Genomic DNA, 20870 nt, shown 5'->3' with positions numbered 1-20870 from the left:
TTATTGGGCGATATCAAGAATTTGTTTTTTTATGAATTCCTTTTGTTCTAAGTCATATTTTACTGAATTATCAAAACTATTACCCATATCATCTAAGTCTCTAAGTACTTGATTAACAGACTTTGTAACTAACTTAGTTTCTAGCAGTCTTAGAATGGCCTTACATCTTTCTGAAATGTTCTCCGATGTTGTCTCATATTCATGATTATTTTCTCTTCGATGAATAATAATTTGAGCGGAACTCATTATTAAATTTTTTACTACTATGTCTGTTACGGCACCACCACCTTCGTTCAGTTTGTAAATTAGTGAAAAGGGAAGTTTATCTAACAAAAAACAATCTTTATCTGATAAAGCGTACGCAAAAAATCCTCTGAGTCCATTTCTTGTTTTAGTTAGCTCTGCGATTCTATCTGCTAAAACCTCTTCGCTGAGTAAATCATCACCCCACTCTTTGCACCATTGTGCTGATATGTTTATTGCTTGCGTGAACGAAGCTTCTTTTAAATTTATGGTTTTTTTTTCCATTTTTGATCAGAATTTTATTATTGATGCATTAAAAGTCTTTGGCCAATTATAGATCTGGGTTTGTAACTTTACTAGGAAGGCCAAATGTCGGTAAATCAACTTTAATAAATAAATTGATTGGAGAAAAAATAACAATTACTTCTCCAATAGCGCAAACTACTAGAAATAAATTAAAAGGAATACTTACTACAGACAATGGGCAAATAATTTTTGTTGATACGCCAGGTGTTCATAAACCTCATCATCGACTTGGAGAGATATTAGTAAAAAACGCAAAATCTGCAATTAATGGAGTTGATATGGTAATTTTTGTAATTGATTCAAGTGAAGAACCTGGTAGAGGTGATGAATATATTTTGAACTTTCTAATCGCAAATAAAACTGAGTTTATTGTGGCATTAATTAAGTGGGATTTGGTTAATAAAGAATTTAGGAATTTACGATTAGATCAATATAGGAGATTTTTCGGAGTTAATAGAAACTTTCAAATTGTAAGTGCTTCTCAAGGAGAGGGATGTTCGGAACTAGTCGATATGGCACTAAATTTTCTTCCAGAGGGACCAAAACTTTATGACGAAGAGACGATTTGCGACCAACCATTAGATAACTTATTATCTGATTTAGTAAGAGAGCAGGTATTAAAAAATACAAGAGAAGAGGTACCTCATAGTGTCGCAGTAAAGATAGAAAAGAGAGAGAAAATGAAAAGAAAAAATGGCAAAGTTTTTACAGCTATTTTGGCTACTATTATTGTTGAAAGATCAACTCAAAAAGGTATTCTTATTGGAAAGAAAGGTTCAATGTTAAAAATGATTGGTCAGTCAGCAAGATCAAATATGTCAAAATTAATAGATGGTCCAGTTCACCTAGAGTTGTTTGTGAAAGTTGTTCCAAATTGGAGAAAAAAAGAATCAAGGTTAATTGAGTTTGGTTATGAGGAAGATTTCTAGATGAGTGGTTTTAACTTTGATGTAATTACTTTGTTCCCTAAAGCTTTTGAATTAATAAATAATTTAGGGGTCATAACAAAAGCTCTAGAAAAGAATTTGATCGATTTAAATTTACATGATTTGAGAGAGTATGGAGAAGGTTCTTACAGACAAGTAGACGATAAGCCTTATGGAGGAGGAGCAGGTATGGTATTAAAACCTGAACCTATTTATAAGGCATATGAATCAATTAGAAAATTATCTAAAAGTAAAACTTTGCTGATGACCCCACAGGGTAAAGTCCTTAAGCAAAAGGATCTTGTGAGATGGTCCACTTTGGATCAAATAATAATTATTTGTGGTCAATATGAAGGTTTTGATGAAAGGATTAGATGTTTAGCTGATGAAGAGATATCGATTGGCGATTATGTACTTTCTGGAGGTGAAATACCCGCTATATCAATAATTAACGGTTTGACTAGATTATTGCCAGGAACTCTTGGTGATCCAGAGTCCTTAGTCGATGAGAGTCATAATTCTTCTTTATTAGAATATCCTCAATACACGAGGCCAATAAATTTTAAAGATATGAAAGTGCCAGATATTCTAGTGAGCGGTAATCATGAAGAGATTAAATCGTGGAGAAGAAGAAAAAGTTTTGAAAGAACATTGGAGAGGAGAAGTGACTTGATTTCAAATGAAAACTACAAAAAATCCCCACAAAGTAAGAGAATAATAAAAGAAAATAATCAATTCATGAAATTTAGAATAGGTAATGGATACGATATTCACAGATTAGTAGAGGATAGAGATTTAATTATTGGAGGTGTAAAATTAAATCATCCTGAAAATTTAGGATTGGATGGTCATAGTGATGCGGATGTTTTAAGTCACTCAATAATGGATGCATTATTGGGAGCCCTTTCTTTGGGCGACATAGGAAAGTATTTCCCCCCATCTGAAGAAAAATGGAAAAATGCTGATAGCTTGTTTTTGTTATCAAAAGTAATTGACTTGATAAGACAAGATGGTTGGGAAATAAATAATATCGATAGTGTTCTTGTTGCTGAAAGGCCAAAAATCATGCCACATATAAAACTAATGAAAAAAAATATTTCTGAAATATTAAATATCGATGAAAATTTAATTGGGATTAAAGCAACCACGAATGAAAAATTAGGTCCAGAAGGGAGAGAAGAGGGTATAAGTTGCCATTCAGTAGTGCTACTTGAGAAAAAATGAAATTCAATTTAAATTTGAGAAGAATATTCCAAAAATTTTGTTTAATATTTATTTGCTTAGTAGCTTTAAATTTTCAATCTAATTTCCCCAATTTACAAGCTCTTCCTATGGATAATTATCAAGATGAAATGGTTACAGAGGAATTAAGACTTAAAGTCCCTTCTGAGGTAAAAGCTGCATGGTTGAATGCAGAAAAAGAAATCTGGGATCCCTGGTTATCTTCTCAAGAGGGTTTTTTGGGGAGGCAATTATTTTGGGATAGAGAAAAAGAAGAAGCTCTAATATTAGTGAATTGGGAGAGTAAAAAACTATGGAAAAGCATCCCAATGTCTGAGGTAAATGTAGTCCAAGAAAAATTTGAAGATATTGTTAAAACAGCTCTAAATGTAAAAGAAAATCCTTTTATATTAATTTATGAAGGAGAGTTAGATAAGCAAGGATGAATTTTGATATTAGATTTGATTTTCAAAGAAGAGATAGGCTTGGACTTATTGAAGCAATTTGGGGTCAAGACAAGAGTATCGACCAATTAAAAAGAGTATCTGAAACTGTATTGAATAAAAATGAGGTTGTTTTTATTACAAGGATTAATAGTGAAAAAGCTAATTATCTTTTAGATTTATTTGATGATGCAAGATTCTATGAAGAAGCAAAATGCTTAATAATTGGGGAAAATCTAAATAAAATAAATACAAATAAAAAAGTTGCTATAATTTCAGGCGGCTCAAGTGATTTGGCCGTCACACTTGAAGCAAAATTAACGCTTGAAATTTATGGAGTGAATTGTCAATCTTTTATAGATGTTGGAGTAGCAGGACTTCATCGATTAATGAGTCAGTTAGAAGAAATTAATAAATATGATGTATTAATTGTTTGTGCTGGAATGGAGGGCGCTTTGGCAACAGTTGTGGGAGGATTGTTGGCACAGCCCATTATCGCAGTGCCTGTTTCAGTCGGCTACGGTGCTAGCAAGGATGGAGAAACTGCATTAAATAGTATGTTGTCTAGTTGTTCTCCAGGTATTGCAGTTATGAATATAGATAACGGTTATGGAGGAGCAATGGCAGCCATAAGAATTATTAAAAGTATTTCCTAGATATTTACTTCTTTTCTATTTCTAATAGGTTTTCTATCCATAAATTCAGTTGTTTTGATAATATCCCTTCTTCTCGCATTTTGATTGCCTTAATTACAACTTCTGTGTTTACCCACTCTGGAAATCTTTTAGGCATTTATTATTTAGCTCAGTATTTATAATTTGGTACAAAATTTTATAAAAACAAGTTTTAAGTAACAAATTTAATCTTTTATGTTTGATTTAGTACCTAACCTAGAAAGTTCAGAAGAGGTATGTTCACTTTCCACATTTTTTAATCTCTCAATTAACTCGGATAAATCCTTAGAAGCAAGCTCCCCATTTTGTTCCCATTTTAAGGATCTTGAATTATTATTTATCTTTTCTTTCATTGGTTTATTTATGTATTAAGAATATATAACGAAAAAAGAAAAAATTTGGTAATTGTTTCAAGCTTAAAATTAAAAAAATATGAAGATTTTAAATGTATAAAAATCTTATCTTTTATCCACCGCCAACTATTGAAACGATTTCTAAATTATCTCCATCTTTAATTTTTAAATTTCCCCATTGTATTGAATTAATAATCACATTATTAAGTTCGACAACAACTGTGTTAGGTTTATATCCCATTGAATTAAGTGCTTTAGAGAGCAGGGCATTTTCTTGATCAAGTTCTATTTTTTTTTCTTCTCCGTTTACTTTAATTTTCATTGGTTAATTCTTTTAAAATCATAATAGCGTCTTCTTTAGGATCTTCAGAATTCATTAATTGCGAAACTAAAGCAACTTTTTTAAAACCATTTCTTTTTAGATATGAAATATTATTTGTCTTAATTCCTCCAATAGCGAACCAAGGAATGTTTAAATCTTTTGTTAATGTTTTGATCTTTTCAATACCTATTGGTTTTTTGTCCTTTTTTGTTACAGTTTCAAATACTGGTCCTATTCCAATATAATTACAACCATTTTTAAGGGCATTAGAAATATCAATTTCATTATTTGCACTTATACCAATAATTTTTGAATATCCTAATAATTTTCTTGCGTTTTTTAAGTCTAAATCATCTTGTCCGAGATGAATTCCATCCGCATTTGAAGCTAAAGCTATATCAACCCTATCGTTAATGATAAACAATGAATCATATCTTTTACATAAATTTTTAATTTGAATTGCTTCTTCAAGGTGATCTTTATCAGTCCCCGTTTTAAATCTATGCTGAATAATTCTTACGCCAGCAATAAGTAGATTCTCTATAATTTCTATTAAGTTTTCCTTTTGGTCCGTTATTACATATAAGTCATTTTCTTTTAATATTTCCTCCGACTTCATACATTCGCTTAAACATAATAAGTCGATCTCTAGAGTGTAAATTTCATATCTAATTTCCGAAGCGATTTTTGAAAGCTCATGATTATGTAGCCTTGAGAATTCTTCAATTACTCTCAACGCTTCTTGAACTCTGCCTGAATTAGAACTTATAATTTGCTCATTGCTTTTCCTCTTAAGTTGCTCTTGGTGAGTCAATCCTTTGCATTTGTCCTCAATATGATTCCTGGATAGTTTATAAACTTCTAAATGATTTTTCCCTAAGATTTGTCTAAAGTTTTTAATCCTCTCAACATATTTCTCTTTGCCTAGACCAAATCTAGCCCAATCCTCTAGTACTCTTAATCCTTCTCTAGCTCTATCTAGATTAGCGTCAATAATTTGATAAATTCTCAAATCTTCAGCGTTTGTGGGATTGAAATTCTGCATTTGTAATTTATTTTTCGTAGTTTTTAAAAATACTTAAAGCATTATCTCTATCTTTTTTTATTTGATTAGAAAGTTGATCTATATTATCGAATTGAATTTGAGATCTAAGCTTTTCAACTGGTTCTACTGATAGATTTAAACCATATAGATCGATATCTTTATTTATTAAATGGACTTCAACTGCAGATGGCAATAAAGGATTTATTGTTGGTTGAGATCCAAGATTCATAACAGATTCAATTTTTTGGTTAGAATTTTTCAAAGTTGTCCAAGCTGCATAGACTCCTTCTCCAGGTAAAAATTTTCTGCCATCTATTTCAAGATTTGCGGTGGGCCATCCTATGCTTTTCCCAATCCCTTTACCTTTGACAACCTTTCCACTAAAACTGTAGGGCCTTTTAAGAATTTTGAAAGCATTTTTTAGATCACTTTTATCTAACAAATCTCTTATTCTGCTGCTGCTGATCCTTCCTTCTTTATCTTCTAAAATAGGAGTAATTTTTAGTTTTATATCCGTATCTTTAATTATTTTTTTTATAGTATTTATGTCTCCACTTCTTCTAAAACCAAATTTAAAATTAGCACCTACAGAAATGTTTTTAGCTTGTAATTGATTTATCAAAATATTCCTTACAAAACTTTCTGCACTTAATTTAGATAGTTCCTTATCAAAAGGAATCAGAACTAGTTGTTCAATCCCGAGATCTTCAAGAATATGTAGCTTTTCATCTGGTAGATCTAGTCTAAGACGAGTCTCTTTGTATAAAATCTCTCTGGGATGTGGCCAAAAGCTTGCAATTGTTGGGGTATATTGATTTTCTTCAACTACACTTTTTATTAATTTTCTGTGGCCAGCATGTAGGCCATCAAAACTACCAATAGCGATTGAAGTGGGATTCTTAACTTCAGATGGCGATTTTAAAGAGATCAAAAGATTACGTGCAATTTTATGATTTTGATGGCAAATTTGAATAGTTATAGTTTATTCAATCAAATGAATGTCTGACAAAATTGATTTTCAGTCCCTTTCATTTGGAATGCGACGCATTGGATGGATACGCTTTTGGGTTCAATCCATTTTAGGTGTTGTTGTTGCAGCTGTTTTGCTTTTTTCAAATGTTGTAAATAATAACGAAGGACAGCTTGGGCTATCTCCTGGTTTATCACTTACAACTATATCCTTGATTTTACTACTTTTTAGTCTTTGGCAAGGTTGGTTAATAGTTAGAACAGGAAGAGCAATAGCAAGTAATGCGAGACCCTCAAGAGGTCAAACCACTAAATTAATAAAAAGAGGTTTGGTAGTTGATTTGTTAGGAATTTTGTTTGGAATAATTGGATATCAAGCTCTTATGGGCGCACTATTTATACAAGCATCCTCTCAAACTACCGGACAATTGATAACAGCGACATCTGATATCCCAATTACAGGACTTGAGATTTTATCAGTACTAAGTAATACACAAGTGATTGCTGCTCATTATTTTGGACTTTGTTTTTCTTTATGGCTTTTAAGAAGGATTTATAAATGAATTATTAATTTTAGGTAAGTCGTTTAAATCTCCCCTCCAAAACAAATCTGGTTCTACAGGTGTAAGAGATATTTTATTATCTTGTATTTGAGATACGTCGCTGGGCCAGTTCTTTGGGCCGTAACCTTTTGACTTAAGATCTAAAACCACCTCACCTGCTAACCAATAATAATCGTCTCCCCTAGGGTCTTCCCTTTTTGAAAATTGATTTTTATATTTTCTCACTGATAATCTTGTCCAGGATAATTCTTTTATTTCACTTTTTTCGCAAGGAGGTATATTTAAGTTTAAGAGAAGTGAAGCTGGCCAACTATTGTTAATTGCTTGTTCAGCAATATTCATTGCAATTTCTCCAGCAAATTCAAAATTTTTCCATTTGAAACTTGCAACACTTACTGCCATGGAAGGAACATTTTCTAAAGTACCTTCCATGGCGGCTGCAACAGTACCAGAACAAAAAATATCTGTCCCTAAATTTGGCCCGTGATTTATTCCAGATAGAACAAGATCAGGTTTATTATCCAAGAGTTCAGATAGTGCTAATTTGACGCAATCAGCAGGAGTTCCCGAACATCCCCAAGCTTTTATTCCTTTCTCAAATAATTCGTCTGCCCTTTCCAGTCTTAATGGAGATTGCAAAGTAAGTCCATGACCAGTAGCTGATCTCTCTTGGTCAGGACACACTACTGTCACTTTATGACCTCTCTTCTGTGCTGATTTTGCAAGAGATCTTATACCCTCTGCAAAAACACCATCATCATTACTAATTAGTATATTTAACGGTTCCATTAATCAATTCATTTTATTTATTGACGATATTTAAGTAAGATAAAGTAATACTTATTTTTACTATATCAGTGAGTCAAATTGAATCATTAAGTCAAATTGAGGAAAAGCTAAATAATCTTTCTCTTACTGCAAAAAATAATATAGATAATGCTAATACTCAAGAAGAACTGGATCAATTGAGAGTTTCTCTCATTGGGAAAAAAGGTGATTTATCAATGATTTTGAAAACCATGGGTCAATTATCTGCAACTGATAGACCAATTGTTGGCCAGAAGGCAAATTTAATAAAGATAAATTTGCAAGATCTAATAACTAAAAGAAAAAATCAACTAAACAATCAAGCTTTAGATCATCAGATTAAAAACGAAAAAATTGATGTAACTATTCCTGCAATTGGAACCCCTCCTGGGAATAAACATCCTTTGATTTCAACCCAAGATGAGATCATAGATATTTTTTGTGGTTTAGGATACTCAGTTGAAAGTGGCCCTGAAATAGAAAGTGATTTTTATAATTTTGAATCACTTAACATACCCAAAAATCATCCTGCAAGGGATATGCAAGATACTTTCTATTTAGATGAGAATCTACTTTTGAGGACTCATACTTCGCCTGTTCAAATTAGATATTTAGAAAAAAATCCTCCACCAGTAAGAATTATTGCCCCTGGGAGAGTTTATAGGAGAGATGCTGTAGATGCTACTCACTCTCCTATATTTAATCAGGTTGAAGTTTTATGTATCGATCAGGATATTAATTTTAGTCACCTCAGAGGAACAGTTCTAACTTTTCTAAAGGCTTTTTTTGGAGACATTCCTGTAAGATTTAGAGCTAGTTATTTCCCATTTACTGAGCCTTCTGCAGAAGTAGACGTTCAATGGAAAGGAAAGTGGTTAGAGGTAATGGGATGCGGAATGGTAGATCCTAAGGTCCTAGAAAAATTAGGAATAGATTCAGAGAAATGGACCGGATTTGCGGCTGGATTAGGAGTTGAAAGATTTTGTATGGTAAGACATCAAATTGACGATATCAGAAAATTTTATACCAATGATCTTAGATTTCTAGAGCAGTTTTAATAGGTTAAATTATTTAATTAGTATTGTATAACTTATTAGTTTAAAATGATTATAGTTTTAATTGTTTGATTGGTACGTAAAGCAGGACTGATAGTTAATGATGGTAAAGAACTGGCTGTTCATACTGCAAGTTCTGTGCAGGAAAAATTGGAAAAATCCAATTATGAGGTAGTAAGAGTTAGCAGTTCTGGTGGGATGGTTGGATTCGCAAATCCAGATCAACATGTTCGTCCTTTGGGATATACGAATTGCGTTCCAGAGGGGTTTGATTCGGCAATGGAATTTGCAATTGTTCTTGGTGGAGATGGAACCGTTCTTTCTGCAGCGAGGCAAACTGCACCTGCAAAAATTCCAATCCTTACAATAAATACTGGTCATTTAGGATTCCTTGCAGAGGCTTATTTATCTAATTTAAATGAGGCTATTGATAAGCTCATTATTGGGAATTGGGATATTGAAGAAAGAACTTGCTTCATAATCAGTGTAATGAGAAATGATCAGAGGAGATGGGAGTCTCTTTGCCTTAATGAGATGGCACTTCATAGAGAACCTCTTACAAGTATGTGTCATTTTGAGATTTCTATAGGGAGACATGCACCTGTGGATATTTCAGCTGATGGAGTGATTTTATCAACTCCAACAGGATCTACAGCATATTCTCTGAGTGCTGGAGGACCAGTAATCACACCTGATTGTCCAGTCGTCCAATTAACTCCAATTGCTCCCCATTCATTGGCATCTAGAGCATTAGTTTTTAATGACTCAGAGCCAGTGACTGTTTTCCCCGCGACTCCCGAAAGATTAGTGATGGTTGTTGATGGGAATGCTGGTTGTTATGTTTGGCCTGAAGATAGAGTTTTAATAAGAAAAAGTAAACATTCAGTAAAATTTATTAGACTTGAAGACCATGAATTTTTCCAAGTTTTAAGAAATAAGCTTGGTTGGGGTTTGCCACATGTGGCTAAACCTAACAAATAACAATAATTTGAATTTATTTTTTCCCTTTTAAAAGAAAAACAGGATTATTTGGTTCTAATCTCGCTCCCTCAGCGATACTTAAGCTTTTATAGGTCTGAATTAAATTTAAATTTGTTTTGAAATTTTTATCTTCTAATTCCTCCTTTAATTCTCTAATAGTTTGAATGTCAATTATTGGGATAACGATAATATCTCCATCACTCATTCCCTGAGCCAGTTTTTTAATAATTTTAATTTTAGTCTTTTTATTACAACCTCCAATTACTAATCTATTGGGTTTTTCAAATGAACTTAAATTTCTCGTATTTAAGGTATTGTTTATATCTTCCTCAAAAATAAATTTTGGTTTAACACCAAGCCTTTTTGAGTTTTCTAATATTAGTGCTTTTGTGCCAATCCTTTTATCAATACAAAATAAATTTAAATTAGGCCGTATTTTTAATGCCTCTAAACCAATTGAACCACAACCTGCGCCTATATCCCATATAACACCATTTTTAGGGAGCTCTAGATCAGCTAATATTTGAACGCGAACCTCTCTTTTTGTTAATAAATTTGGTCTATCATCAAAAGTTTTAAAAATATGGTCTTTAATCCCGAAAAGTGGAAGATTATTATTTGAGTAATTATTCTTTGTTTTTATAAGAACAACAATGTTCAAACTTGATATATCAGAGGGAAATGACTCTTTAAGATTTAATTTTCTTATATTTTCATCATCAAAGCCTAACTCCTCGCAGAGCCAAAAATCATAGAGGTCAATCAGATCTAATTCTGATAAGTTTTTTTTAATTATTTCTAAACTTTTGTTATTTGAATCTGTAATAATAGCTAAACTTGAAGGCCTTGCTTTAAGAGCCTCAACTAACTTGGTTGAATCTCTGCCGTGAATACTAACATTAACGGTATCTTGCCATGGGATCTTTAACTTCCTGAATGCTAATTGAATGCAGGTATTTGAAGGGTAGAAACTTAATTCATCTTTTGAAAAATTTTCTAGTAGTATTCTCCCAATTCCAAACCAAAGTGGATCTCCTCTCGAAATTAAAATAACATCAGTTTTTTGAGATCTAATCCAGTGAATAAGTTCGTTATTACTGTTGCTGGAAAAAAATGATTTATTTTTTTTTGAATCATTATCGATCCATGATTTTATTTCTTCAAAATATGAATTGGGAACTGCAATATTTCTTGTACTTATAAATAGATCTTGTAATTTGGAAGGTAAATCTCTAAATTTAAATGAATTAATACCTAATACATGAATTTTTCTATTAACTTCGGTCATAGATATTTAAAGGTATTAAACTGATTGAATGTTTTATTAAATTATCTTATTATTATTCGAGCCATCATAGTAAATTAATTGTCTGAAAGGAGAAAGAGATTACATGATTTATTGTTAACTCTAATTAATAAAGATAGTGATTTTGAGTTTATTGAAGAAGATTCTAGTGATTTGACATCTAGCTATTCTGAAAAAGACACTTTGAATTTATCTCGAGTTATAGAAAAAAATCGTAAAATAATAAAAAGATATCAAGCTATTGTAAGAACAGCTGTAACTCTAGATGCACTGATGGATTCTGAAAATGAAGAAAATTACAAAATCAAGTAAAAATATTTTTTTAAAAGGAATTTTCCCTTTAGTTTTACTAATATCCCTTATTTTTAATCCATTAAAAGTATCTGCAGAAGTTGCTGAAACAGAAATAAATGGGGAATTAATAAATGCTAGTAGTGAGTTTTTAAGGGATTTGGATTTTGAAACTTGGCAATTAGTAGCTTATAAATCTCCTCTTTTTGCAGATAAATTGATCTTGAGAGTAATAGGATATCCCGGCAATCTTAGGATTGATCATCCCACTGACTTAAGTGTTGAATCAGGAAGGAAAAAGTGGATTTTGGATGATAAAACATTACTTAATGTAGAATTAGCAAATGATGGAAGACAAGCTGCTGCAGAATTTGATCTTGATGAATTGATTAAAAATTTAGATAAAAATAGACCATTAAGATTATCTTTGTCGGGAGTTTTTTCTGAGCTGCCTGTCCCTCCCTTTGTTGTTAAAGAATGGAGATCAATAAACTGAAATTGATTTTTAGAGATGTCTGAAAAAAATGTAAGCCATACAAAATGGATGAAAAGGGCAATTTTTTTGGCTTCTTTAGGCAAAAATACAACTAGTCCTAACCCTAGTGTGGGAGCAGTAATAATTGATAAGAATGGAAATCTTATCTCGGAAGGTTTTCATTACAGGACAGGGATGCCTCATGCTGAGGCGATGGCTTTTAATAATTTAAAAAAAGATGCTAAAGGTGGAACAATGTATGTAAATCTTGAACCTTGCTGCCATCATGGCAAAACACCTCCATGCGTAAGTAAGGTAATTTCTTCAGGAATTAAAAAAATTTTTATATCTATTCAAGATCCTGATAAAAGAGTTGCTGGTAAAGGTATTAAATTGCTTAAAGAGGCTGGAATTCAAGTTGAATTGGGTTTATGTAAAAAAGAATCTTTAGAATTAAATAAGGCTTTTATTCATAGGAATAAAACTGAAAAAGCATTTGGGGTACTTAAATGGGCAATGAGTATTGATGGCAGAATAGGTTTAAAAAATGGAAAAAGTAAATGGATTTCTAATGAAGAATCAAGATCATTAGTTCACTCTTTTAGAGCAGAATTTGATGCAATAATCATTGGAGGAAATACATTAAGAAAAGATAATCCTCTTTTGACTTCAAGGGGTTTAAAAAATCCTGAGCCTTTACGAGTAATTTTTACAAAAAGTTTGGATCTACCTTCAAGATCTAATCTTTGGGATTGCGATAAAGCAAAAACTATTATTATTTATGATTCTTCTACAGCAAATGAAGGTTACCTTAATAGGATTCCTAAATGCGTGGAGGTTAAAAAAATATCATCAGATAATCCAGAATTAATTTCAAGAATACTAGCTAAAAGAGGTTGTAACAAGGTTTTGTGGGAATGTGGACCTAGATTGGCTACAGCTGCTATTAAATCTAATTGTATTCAAGAAGTTATTGCTTTTATTGCTCCAAAAATTTTAGGAGGAGAAAATTCTATGAATCCTTTAAGTGATCTTGACTTTAGTGAAATGAAGGAAATTATTGAACTAAGAAATTCTCAGTTTGGTTTGATTGGAAATGATATATGCCTTAAGAGTTCATTAGATTATTAATTTCGCTTCCAACGAAAATGGGTCAAAGTACCGTACGGTTCTTACCCAAATAAAATAATACAGATACGGAAACTCTTGGTTTAGTTTATAATAAGTTCATAATTTGACACCACTATGCCAATAAGACAAGACGATAATCAACCTAATAGAAGATTCGGAATAGTTAATATCATTTTAATAGGAGTTGGAGCTTTACTTTTATTCAGTAGTCTTTTCCCGAATCAGAATATGCAGATACCAAGAGTACCTTATTCACTTTTTATCGATCAAGTAAATGATGGTGAAGTTAAAAGAGCATATATTACTCAAGAGCAAATTAGATATGAATTGAATGGGGCTGAGGAAGGTGCTCCTTCAGTATTAGCTACAACTCCTATCTTTGATATGGATTTACCACAAAGACTAGAGAGTAAAGGGGTAGAATTTGCCGCTGCACCTCCTAAAAAACCTAATTTCTTTTCAACAATTTTAAGCTGGGTTGTACCTCCATTGATTTTTATACTTGTTTTGCAATTTTTTGCAAGGAGAAGTATGGGAGGTGGAGGCGCACAAGGGGCTTTAAGTTTTACAAAAAGTAAGGCTAAAGTTTATGTTCCAGATGATGAATCAAAAGTAACTTTTGCTGATGTGGCAGGTGTTGATGAGGCTAAAGATGAATTAACTGAAATAGTTGACTTTTTAAAAAAACCAGAAAGATATACAGATATTGGCGCAAGAATTCCCAAGGGTGTACTTTTAGTGGGCCCTCCTGGAACAGGTAAAACTCTTTTGTCAAAAGCAGTTGCTGGTGAAGCTGAGGTTCCCTTTTTTATTATTTCTGGTTCTGAATTCGTAGAACTTTTTGTTGGTGCTGGTGCAGCCCGAGTTAGAGATTTATTTGAACAAGCTAAAAAGAAAGCTCCATGCATAATATTTATTGATGAGTTAGATGCAATTGGTAAAAGTCGTTCTGGTTCAATGGGAGTTGTAGGAGGTAACGATGAAAGAGAGCAAACCCTAAACCAGCTACTTACTGAAATGGATGGTTTTGCTTCTACTGATAAGCCTGTGATAGTTCTTGCTGCGACCAACCAACCAGAAGTCCTTGATGCTGCTCTTTTAAGACCCGGTAGATTTGATAGACAAGTACTAGTAGATAGACCCGATTTGTCTGGGAGAAAAACGATACTGGAGATATACACTAAGAAAGTTAAATTAGCTGATTCAATAGACTTAGACTCTATTGCACAGGCTACAAGTGGTTTCGCAGGAGCCGACTTGGCTAATATGGTTAATGAGGCTGCTTTACTTGCTGCAAGAGCTAAAAGAAAGAGTGTGGAACAACAGGATTTGAGTGAGGCTATTGAAAGGGTAGTTGCTGGTCTTGAAAAGAAAAGTAGAGTTCTACAAGATGATGAGAAGAAAGTTGTAGCCTATCATGAAGTTGGCCACGCCATTGTTGGTCACCTTATGCCCGGAGGGTCAAAAGTTGCAAAAATTTCCATTGTGCCAAGAGGTATGAGTGCGCTTGGATATACTCTTCAACTGCCAACGGAAGAAAGGTTCTTGAATTCAAAAGATGAATTAAAAGGACAGATAGCTACACTGCTTGGAGGTAGGTCTGCAGAAGAAGTTGTTTTTGGGAAGATTACTACTGGTGCTTCAAACGATCTACAAAGAGCAACAGATATAGCAGAACAAATGGTTGGCACATTTGGAATGAGCGATATTCTTGGACCTCTTGCTTACGACAAACAAGGCGGAGGTCAGTTTTTAGGTAATGGAAATAATCCTAGAAGATCTGTTAGTGACGCCACCGCTCAGGCAATTGATAAAGAGGTCAGAGAGCTAGTTGATGATGCACATGAGACTGCACTCAAAATTTTAAGGAACAATTTATCTCTTTTGGAATCAATTTCTCAAAAAATTCTCCAAGAGGAAGTTATTGAAGGTGATGATCTCAAAGCTCTCTTGGAAGAATGTAAAATGCCTGCATAGTATAATTTAGGTTTTTATAGATAAGTTAGATGATAAAACCTATCAAGCTTGCACAAAAAGATTTTTTATCAAGCTTAGATATGTCAACTGAAGAGTGCACCCATATTATAGATCTTGCAAAAAATATAAAGAATAATAGCCTAAATCTGGAATATGAAAATAAAGTCTTGGGTCTAATTTTTGACAAATCATCAACTCGTACAAGAGTTAGTTTCCAAGTCGCAATGTCAAGACTTGGGGGGACAACTATAGATCTCAATCCGACCACATCACAAATAGGTAGAGGTGAACCTATAAAAGATACAGCAAGGGTTCTAAGTAGATATTGCGATTTAATTGCAATTAGAACTTTTAATCATTCAGATCTTGAGGAGTATGCAAAGTGGTCTACAAAACCAGTTATCAATGCTCTTACAGATTTAGAACATCCATGTCAGGCCTTAGCTGATTTTTTAACAATAAAGGAGGTATTTCAAGATTTTAGAAATGTAGTTTTGACTTTTATAGGCGATGGAAATAATGTTGCACATTCCTTGATCTTGTGTGGGGCATTATTAGGAGTTGAAGTAAGGATTGCTTGTCCAAAGGGGTTCTTGCCAAATCCTTTTATTATCAAAAAAGCTCGTGAAATTTATAAAAGTGATGATTTGTTAAAAATCATTCATGATCCCCAAACTGCTGTAAAAGGAGCAAATGTTTTGTACACAGATGTTTGGTCTTCTATGGGAGAGGAAAATCAAAAGGAGAATAAAGATAAAGAATTTAATGGATTTACTATTGATACTGATTTGTTAAGTAAGGCTAATAAAGATGCAATTGTTTTGCATTGTTTGCCTGCTTATAGAAATAAAGAAATTACTGATGAAGTAATTGAAAGTAAAAACAGTAGGATTTTTGATCAAGCGGAAAATAGACTACATGTTCAACAAGCACTCTTATCCTGCCTTATCCAATAGGAATACTTGCAAATTAATTAATAAAAGGGTACAAATGTATTAGTTTATATTTGTTTTATGGAAACCTCCTCAGGGGATAATCTTACGCAAGCTCAAAATGAGCTCTATGGTTGGATAAAAGATTATATGAAAAACTTCCAACATAGCCCATCAATCAGGCAGATGATGAAAGCCATGGGATTAAAATCTCCTGCCCCAATTCAAAGTCGCTTAAAGCATTTACAAGAAAAGGGATATATCTCATGGCAAGAAGGTAAAGCAAGAACAATGCAAATAGTTGATGAAATTATAGAAGGAGTACCAATTATGGGTTCGGTCGCAGCTGGAGGTTTAATTGAGACTTTTTCCGATGTTCAAGAGAATTTAGATATTTCAGATGTTTTAAAAAAGAAAAATGTTTTTGCTCTTACAGTTAATGGAGATTCAATGATAGATGCCTGTATAGCTGATGGAGACATGGTTTTGATGGAGCCAATCACTGATTCATACTCTCTTAGGAATGGAACTATTGTTAGTGCAATGGTTCCTGGGTTAGGAACTACTCTAAAGTATTTTGTTAAGAGAGGAGGACAAGTATTTCTAGAGGCAGCAAATCCTGCTTATGAGCCAATAATTGTTGATATTGATCAAATCTCGATTCAAGGAAAATTACTTGCAGTTTGGAGGAAAGTCTAAATTTAAAAAATTTCTATTTAGTTCGCTGATTAACATATAATAAATTTCATAACTGAAAAAAATATTGAAAAATTTTCAACAAATAAATCTTTTTATTTTTTTAAATGGATTATTGATATTTGACTTCTTACCTATTCATCCAATCAAAATTTTTGCCAAAGATCTTGATTTAAGTGATTTAACAAAAATAAATAATAATTCTCCTCAATTTAAACCTATGGAAACTCAAAAAGGCTTTGATTTTTCAATTAGTAACTATATATCTAAAAACAAAATGATTGAGGATTTAAAAGCTAATGGAGATGGATTATTTAATCTTTTGGCGTTTGAACAAAAAGATTTAGAAGAAGAGTTTTTTGTGGAAATAGATTCCGATTTACAGTATAGAGATAAAGATTTATTTGTAGCAGAAGGTAACGCGATAATTTATCTTTCTGATGCAACCCTTTCAGCCGAATTAGTAAAATATGATCTTACAAATAAAATATTAACTGTAGTTGGAAATGTAATATTTAAAAAAGGGGAGCAGTATTTTGAAGCTTCAAAACTAATTTATAATTTAAAAGAAGATACAGGTAATATTTATGATGTTTATGGATTGCTAGATAGTAAAACTTTTGGAGAAGATTTCAAATTAGAATTAGATAAGAATGCAAAAAAATTAGAAAAATTAGAAAAAATAAAGGGCACTAATCAACCAAAATATATAAATACTGCCACGATAGGATTGGTAAATAAATTTGAAGATGATAAAGCTTTTAATATTACAGATACAGATTTAGAAATTCCTAAAATTAGTAGGTGGAGATATAAAACTAATGAGTTTATCTATAATTCAAAAACTTTAGAATCAAAAAAAATATATTTTACAAATGATATTTATAATAAACCACAATTTATTTTTCTTAGTAAAAATTTTTCTGCAGAAATAATTGATAATAAGTTAAGACTTTTGAGCAAAAATAGCTGGATAATATTAGATAATAAATTAAAAATACCAATTGGAAGACAATCAGTTATTGATAAAGAGGATTCTTTAATAAGATGGGGATTTGGAGCTGATTTTGATGACAAAGATGGATACTTTTTTTATAGAAGCTCATACCCAAAGAAGATTTTCAGAGATTTTAGTCTGCAACTCCAACCTTATTTTTTAATACAAAGAGCTCTTAAGGGCAATACAAATGCCTTTAGAGCAAAAAATACCTCGGTTTTCAGCGGTAAAGAAAAGAATGATATAAGTTTTTCTGATTACCTTGCTTTAGATTTGTTATTAAATGGTAAAGAGAAAAATTGGAACATTGAATCCAAAATTCAGTTAAATAGTTTAGATATCTCTAGACTTGATGAGTCATTAAGAACTAAGTTAATATTATCAAAGAGAATCAATTTAAAAAATACTCAGAAAACTAAAAGCAATATAACTAATGATTATGCTTTAAATAAAATAAGTGATATTCAGGGAGATTTAAATAACGATAAGTTTTTAAATAATTTTATTGGTATTGACGAAACTGCTGATTCAAAACCTAACTTTAAAGAAGATAACTCTTTAAACATTTATTCAGAAAAGAATAAACAAACTTTTACTAATTTATTGGATATTCAAATTTATAACATTTTTAGAGAAAAGGTCGTAAAGGATTTTGCTACTGAAGAGATTCATTTTGCGAGTGGATTTAATATCGCAAATAAAAAAGCATGGTTAAACAATGAGAAATATTCAAGTTTATCTTTAATTTATGATCTAGGACATTTCAAGTCTAAAAGTAGATCCGTAGATGAATTTAGAGAATTGTTTAGAAATTCTTTTGTAGGACAATATAATTATCAATTTCCAATTTGGAAGAAAAATGCATTAGATAAAACTATAGATAAAACTTATAAATTTACTCCTAATGTTATTTCGCAATCTTTAGATTGGTCAACAGCAATTCAATCAGGTATTTTCTTATATAGTGATGGATCTAATCAAAATGTTTTAAAGTTTAAAACCGGACCAGTTTTAACTATTGGAAGCTTTAAGAAAAAAATCTTAGATTACACTAAAGTCAGAGCTAATTATAATTACACTTTAAAAGAAGGCCAGAGTCCATTCAGTTTCGATAACATCGATGATGAACCAAGAATAAACTTAAATTTACAACAACAGATTTTTGGCCCATTGTTATTAAGTTTTGATACCTCTGTAAATTTAAATACTGGATCTTATACAAATGTAAAATATGGATTAGATTTTAAAAGAAGAGCTTATTCAATAGGTGCTTTTTATAATTCAACAGATAAGAGTGCAGGTATAAAATTTAATATATTTAATTTTGATTATTCTGGATTGAGTGATAAATTCTAAAGATTGGTTTATATCTTTAATCCTCTTGTTTTAAACCTAATTTGTTTTTTTTCTTTTTCTATCATCTATCCATTCCCAAAAACAATTTTAAAGAAGCTGCGAAATGGATCAAGGAAAGATTTAGAAATGGTACTACAACTTGTTAATCTCTAGGACAATTTTAAAGAGTAGATTCCAATAATTAAACGCAATAAAGTAATATAAGAATTAAGGACGTTACTAAAAAAATCTTAAGATTGATTGATATGAGTTGCGTTTCAAGATTAGGGGGCCATAGCTCAGCTGGTAGAGCACCTGCATGGCATGCAGGGGGTCTGCGGTTCAAATCCGCATGGCTCCACTTAATTTTTTCAGTCATACCAATAGTTTTCAGACAGCGTTTAGTAATAACATAACTTTTGTCACTACTTGTCCAAGCTTGTTTATGCGATTCTGCTCTCTAAAATGCTCTTAGAAGTATTTTTTTTGTTGCAGAAATGAAATCTCCAAAATGGGTTGCTATGACAAGGCAATTAATAAAATCCAATCATGGCTTTGGTTGGTCAATATCTGGTTGGGAAAAGAATAATAAGTTGATAACTAAGGTTGTTTATAGATACCCAGATGGTTCAAGAAATTCTATTTTGCTTGACCTTAATTGGGCTTCAGATAACAGCAAAAAAATGACAGATATTATTGATGAACTTGCTGATTTAATGAAAGAAAGAAATGTTGATTTAGCCAAAGCTTATGAACTAATTAATGGAGGAAAAATATCAAAAGGAATTAAAAAAGAAATTAATTGGGAAGCATTAACTGATGAATTTATTTATGACGAAAGAGGTAATAGAAGAGATACAACAAAGCGTGATTTGATGACAAGAATGTATAGAACTTTGCAAGCTGTTAATGCAAAACCAAAGCCAAGAAATGGAGAACAATTATTTAAAAATTATGCAGAATTATTTTTTGATAGAACTATGCCAAAAGGCGGAGTTGGTAGAAAAAGAAATATGGGAGATTTAAGAGCATTTTTAAATTGGGCTGTTTTAGAGAAAAAATATTTAGGTGTTGAATGGTTGCCTTTAACTTCAAAACAATATGCAAAATATATTGGTGCAGTTCCAAAAGGTAAAAAATCAAAGGTCAGAGAACCCATTTCTACCCCTGATCTTGAGATGTTATTAGAAGCATTAAAGAGAGAAAATAAGCTTGGTCTAAGGGCAATAGTGGTACTCTCAGCGGTATATGGAATAAGGATTTCAGAGATAGCAAATATGAAAATTAAAAATAAAAAAGTTGAAATTACAACCCTAAAACAAAACGTAAAAACCATGCTTGAAGAACCACATGTAAGAACTGTGGAACCTCTAAATTTACCTAATCTTGCAAAAGAAGGAGAAAAAATTATTTCTGATTTAGAGTCTGGAAAAATAAAATATCCTGATCCAATTCTTAGAGCTATTGCAAAATCAGATGATGAAAAAGGCTACAAATTAATAGGAGAAAGATTTGGAAAAATGTTAAATAGATTTTGGTTTTGGAAAGAATTAAAAACTAAAAATCCAAATTATGTTCCCTATAGTTTTCGTCATTCTTTTGCTTGGAGAGCATCAATGGAAACGACCCCTGCATTACCACTAAGAACAATTTGCGATTATATGGGTCACGATCCAAAAACTCATTTGACCTATTACGGCAAGTGGTCGAATGATGCAGAAAATAAAAAACGTATTGAAGAAGCTAATAAAAATAATGCGGAAAAATACGCACTTGCACGCACTTGATTAATCACTATACTGACAATAATTGATGCCTTGAA

At 31.9% G+C, this 20870-nt stretch carries 23 protein-coding genes and 1 tRNA gene; 16 read left to right on the top strand and 8 right to left on the bottom strand.

Annotation, left to right across the window (positions count from 1 at the left end; translation table 11 throughout):
* Entirely contained in the window at positions 1-528 is a 528-nt protein-coding gene (locus EU91_RS02150; protein ID WP_032524870.1) for a hypothetical protein, read from the bottom strand.
* Positions 529-566: 38 nt separating this feature from the next.
* On the opposite strand from EU91_RS02150, the gene era reads away from it, so the two are divergent.
* Genes era through larB form a run of 4 tightly spaced genes read left to right on the top strand, consistent with a single transcriptional unit; the run spans position 567 to position 3795 of the window.
* On the top strand, positions 567-1478 hold the full coding sequence (gene era / locus EU91_RS02155; protein WP_032524869.1) for a GTPase Era: 912 nt from the start codon (positions 567-569) through the stop codon (positions 1476-1478).
* Positions 1479-2699, top strand: coding sequence for a tRNA (guanosine(37)-N1)-methyltransferase TrmD (trmD, locus tag EU91_RS09065; RefSeq protein WP_072012903.1), 1221 nt, complete (start codon positions 1479-1481; stop codon positions 2697-2699).
* Positions 2696-3142, top strand: a complete 447-nt coding sequence (locus EU91_RS02160) for a TIGR03792 family protein (RefSeq protein ID WP_032524868.1) — start codon at positions 2696-2698, stop codon at positions 3140-3142. The genes trmD and EU91_RS02160 overlap by 4 nt, the downstream gene beginning before the upstream one ends.
* Positions 3139-3795: a nickel pincer cofactor biosynthesis protein LarB gene (larB, locus tag EU91_RS02165; RefSeq protein WP_032524867.1), complete on the top strand. Its 657-nt coding sequence runs from the start codon at positions 3139-3141 to the stop codon at positions 3793-3795. The genes EU91_RS02160 and larB overlap by 4 nt, the downstream gene beginning before the upstream one ends.
* A gap of 4 nt (positions 3796-3799) precedes the next feature.
* On the opposite strand, the gene EU91_RS09670 is transcribed toward larB, so the two are convergent.
* The 5 genes from EU91_RS09670 to EU91_RS02180 form a co-directional block, all read right to left on the bottom strand.
* The gene (locus EU91_RS09670; protein WP_275040672.1) at positions 3800-3931 is read right to left on the bottom strand and encodes a hypothetical protein; all 132 of its coding nucleotides are present in this window, start codon (positions 3929-3931) and stop codon (positions 3800-3802) included.
* Between the two features lie 67 nt (positions 3932-3998).
* On the bottom strand, positions 3999-4166 hold the full coding sequence (locus tag EU91_RS09490; RefSeq protein ID WP_193741635.1) for a hypothetical protein: 168 nt from the start codon (positions 4164-4166) through the stop codon (positions 3999-4001).
* A 112-nt stretch (positions 4167-4278) separates the two neighbouring features.
* Entirely contained in the window at positions 4279-4488 is a 210-nt protein-coding gene (thiS, locus tag EU91_RS02170; RefSeq protein ID WP_032524866.1) for a sulfur carrier protein ThiS, read from the bottom strand.
* Positions 4478-5533, bottom strand: a complete 1056-nt coding sequence (locus tag EU91_RS02175; protein ID WP_032524865.1) for a thiamine phosphate synthase — start codon at positions 5531-5533, stop codon at positions 4478-4480. Before EU91_RS02175 ends, thiS begins: the two co-directional genes overlap by 11 nt.
* 7 nt (positions 5534-5540) lie before the next feature.
* On the bottom strand, positions 5541-6464 hold the full coding sequence (locus EU91_RS02180; protein ID WP_032524864.1) for a bifunctional riboflavin kinase/FAD synthetase: 924 nt from the start codon (positions 6462-6464) through the stop codon (positions 5541-5543).
* Positions 6465-6531: 67 nt separating this feature from the next.
* Here EU91_RS02180 and EU91_RS02185 point away from each other — a divergent pair, with 67 nt between their 5' ends.
* A complete protein-coding gene (locus EU91_RS02185) occupies positions 6532-7065 on the top strand; it encodes a DUF3611 family protein (RefSeq protein ID WP_032524863.1) in 534 nt (177 codons plus the stop codon).
* On the opposite strand, the gene surE is transcribed toward EU91_RS02185, so the two are convergent.
* Positions 7045-7854 carry a 5'/3'-nucleotidase SurE gene (gene surE / locus EU91_RS02190; RefSeq protein ID WP_032524862.1) on the bottom strand — a complete coding sequence of 270 codons (810 nt, stop codon included), beginning with the start codon at positions 7852-7854 and terminating at the stop codon, positions 7045-7047. The two genes, EU91_RS02185 and surE, sit on opposite strands and share 21 nt — an antisense overlap.
* Before the next feature lie 68 nt (positions 7855-7922).
* On the opposite strand from surE, the gene pheS reads away from it, so the two are divergent.
* Together pheS and EU91_RS02200 are read left to right on the top strand one after the other, a co-directional pair.
* Positions 7923-8930, top strand: a complete 1008-nt coding sequence (pheS, locus tag EU91_RS02195) for a phenylalanine--tRNA ligase subunit alpha (RefSeq protein WP_032524861.1) — start codon at positions 7923-7925, stop codon at positions 8928-8930.
* A 69-nt stretch (positions 8931-8999) separates the two neighbouring features.
* The gene (locus EU91_RS02200) at positions 9000-9908 is read left to right on the top strand and encodes an NAD(+) kinase (RefSeq protein WP_032524860.1); all 909 of its coding nucleotides are present in this window, start codon (positions 9000-9002) and stop codon (positions 9906-9908) included.
* A 13-nt stretch (positions 9909-9921) separates the two neighbouring features.
* Here the strand turns inward: EU91_RS02200 and EU91_RS02205 are convergent, their stop codons facing one another.
* Positions 9922-11196, bottom strand: a complete 1275-nt coding sequence (locus EU91_RS02205; RefSeq protein ID WP_032524859.1) for a bifunctional cobalt-precorrin-7 (C(5))-methyltransferase/cobalt-precorrin-6B (C(15))-methyltransferase — start codon at positions 11194-11196, stop codon at positions 9922-9924.
* A 78-nt stretch (positions 11197-11274) separates the two neighbouring features.
* Here EU91_RS02205 and EU91_RS0108820 point away from each other — a divergent pair, with 78 nt between their 5' ends.
* The 9 genes from EU91_RS0108820 to EU91_RS02245 all read left to right on the top strand — a co-directional run bounded on the left by EU91_RS0108820 (position 11275) and on the right by EU91_RS02245 (position 20835).
* Positions 11275-11526, top strand: a complete 252-nt coding sequence (locus tag EU91_RS0108820) for a hypothetical protein (RefSeq protein WP_032524858.1) — start codon at positions 11275-11277, stop codon at positions 11524-11526.
* Positions 11501-12001, top strand: coding sequence for a DUF3122 domain-containing protein (locus EU91_RS02210; protein ID WP_032524857.1), 501 nt, complete (start codon positions 11501-11503; stop codon positions 11999-12001). Before EU91_RS0108820 ends, EU91_RS02210 begins: the two co-directional genes overlap by 26 nt.
* Before the next feature lie 15 nt (positions 12002-12016).
* Positions 12017-13111, top strand: coding sequence for a bifunctional diaminohydroxyphosphoribosylaminopyrimidine deaminase/5-amino-6-(5-phosphoribosylamino)uracil reductase RibD (gene ribD, locus EU91_RS02215; protein ID WP_032524856.1), 1095 nt, complete (start codon positions 12017-12019; stop codon positions 13109-13111).
* Positions 13112-13225: 114 nt separating this feature from the next.
* Positions 13226-15088, top strand: a complete 1863-nt coding sequence (gene ftsH / locus EU91_RS02220; protein ID WP_032524855.1) for an ATP-dependent zinc metalloprotease FtsH — start codon at positions 13226-13228, stop codon at positions 15086-15088.
* 29 nt (positions 15089-15117) lie between these two features.
* Positions 15118-16044 carry an ornithine carbamoyltransferase gene (gene argF, locus EU91_RS02225; RefSeq protein WP_032524854.1) on the top strand — a complete coding sequence of 309 codons (927 nt, stop codon included), beginning with the start codon at positions 15118-15120 and terminating at the stop codon, positions 16042-16044.
* A 57-nt stretch (positions 16045-16101) separates the two neighbouring features.
* Positions 16102-16719, top strand: coding sequence for a transcriptional repressor LexA (gene lexA / locus EU91_RS02230; RefSeq protein ID WP_032524853.1), 618 nt, complete (start codon positions 16102-16104; stop codon positions 16717-16719).
* 64 nt (positions 16720-16783) lie between these two features.
* Complete coding sequence (locus EU91_RS02235; RefSeq protein WP_032524852.1) at positions 16784-19069, top strand: DUF3769 domain-containing protein; 2286 nt, start codon at positions 16784-16786, stop codon at positions 19067-19069.
* 267 nt (positions 19070-19336) lie between these two features.
* Positions 19337-19409: transfer RNA gene (locus EU91_RS02240), tRNA-Ala, on the top strand.
* 136 nt (positions 19410-19545) lie between these two features.
* Positions 19546-20835, top strand: a complete 1290-nt coding sequence (locus EU91_RS02245; protein ID WP_032524851.1) for a tyrosine-type recombinase/integrase — start codon at positions 19546-19548, stop codon at positions 20833-20835.
* Positions 20836-20870 lie beyond the last annotated feature (35 nt).

Source organism: Prochlorococcus marinus str. GP2 (assembly GCF_000759885.1).
Classification (GTDB): domain Bacteria; phylum Cyanobacteriota; class Cyanobacteriia; order PCC-6307; family Cyanobiaceae; genus Prochlorococcus_A; species Prochlorococcus_A marinus_J.
The sequence above is the reverse complement of the archived record's forward strand: the minus strand, read 5'-3'. Positions and strand labels throughout refer to the sequence as shown.

Bases quoted from the DNA above. Each gene is read 5' to 3' on its own strand.
- EU91_RS02150 (WP_032524870.1), bottom strand. From the start codon at position 528: ATGGAAAAAAAAACCATAAATTTAAAAGAAGCTTCGTTCACGCAAGCA.
- trmD (WP_072012903.1), top strand. From the start codon at position 1,479: ATGAGTGGTTTTAACTTTGATGTAATTACTTTGTTCCCTAAAGCTTTT.
- EU91_RS02160 (WP_032524868.1), top strand. From the start codon at position 2,696: ATGAAATTCAATTTAAATTTGAGAAGAATATTCCAAAAATTTTGTTTA.
- larB (WP_032524867.1), top strand. From the start codon at position 3,139: ATGAATTTTGATATTAGATTTGATTTTCAAAGAAGAGATAGGCTTGGA.
- EU91_RS09670 (WP_275040672.1), bottom strand. From the start codon at position 3,931: ATGCCTAAAAGATTTCCAGAGTGGGTAAACACAGAAGTTGTAATTAAG.
- EU91_RS09490 (WP_193741635.1), bottom strand. From the start codon at position 4,166: ATGAAAGAAAAGATAAATAATAATTCAAGATCCTTAAAATGGGAACAA.
- thiS (WP_032524866.1), bottom strand. From the start codon at position 4,488: ATGAAAATTAAAGTAAACGGAGAAGAAAAAAAAATAGAACTTGATCAA.
- EU91_RS02175 (WP_032524865.1), bottom strand. From the start codon at position 5,533: ATGCAGAATTTCAATCCCACAAACGCTGAAGATTTGAGAATTTATCAA.
- EU91_RS02185 (WP_032524863.1), top strand. From the start codon at position 6,532: ATGTCTGACAAAATTGATTTTCAGTCCCTTTCATTTGGAATGCGACGC.
- surE (WP_032524862.1), bottom strand. From the start codon at position 7,854: ATGGAACCGTTAAATATACTAATTAGTAATGATGATGGTGTTTTTGCA.
- EU91_RS02205 (WP_032524859.1), bottom strand. From the start codon at position 11,196: ATGACCGAAGTTAATAGAAAAATTCATGTATTAGGTATTAATTCATTT.
- EU91_RS02210 (WP_032524857.1), top strand. From the start codon at position 11,501: ATGAAGAAAATTACAAAATCAAGTAAAAATATTTTTTTAAAAGGAATT.
- ribD (WP_032524856.1), top strand. From the start codon at position 12,017: ATGTCTGAAAAAAATGTAAGCCATACAAAATGGATGAAAAGGGCAATT.
- ftsH (WP_032524855.1), top strand. From the start codon at position 13,226: ATGCCAATAAGACAAGACGATAATCAACCTAATAGAAGATTCGGAATA.
- argF (WP_032524854.1), top strand. From the start codon at position 15,118: ATGATAAAACCTATCAAGCTTGCACAAAAAGATTTTTTATCAAGCTTA.
- lexA (WP_032524853.1), top strand. From the start codon at position 16,102: ATGGAAACCTCCTCAGGGGATAATCTTACGCAAGCTCAAAATGAGCTC.
- EU91_RS02245 (WP_032524851.1), top strand. From the start codon at position 19,546: ATGAAATCTCCAAAATGGGTTGCTATGACAAGGCAATTAATAAAATCC.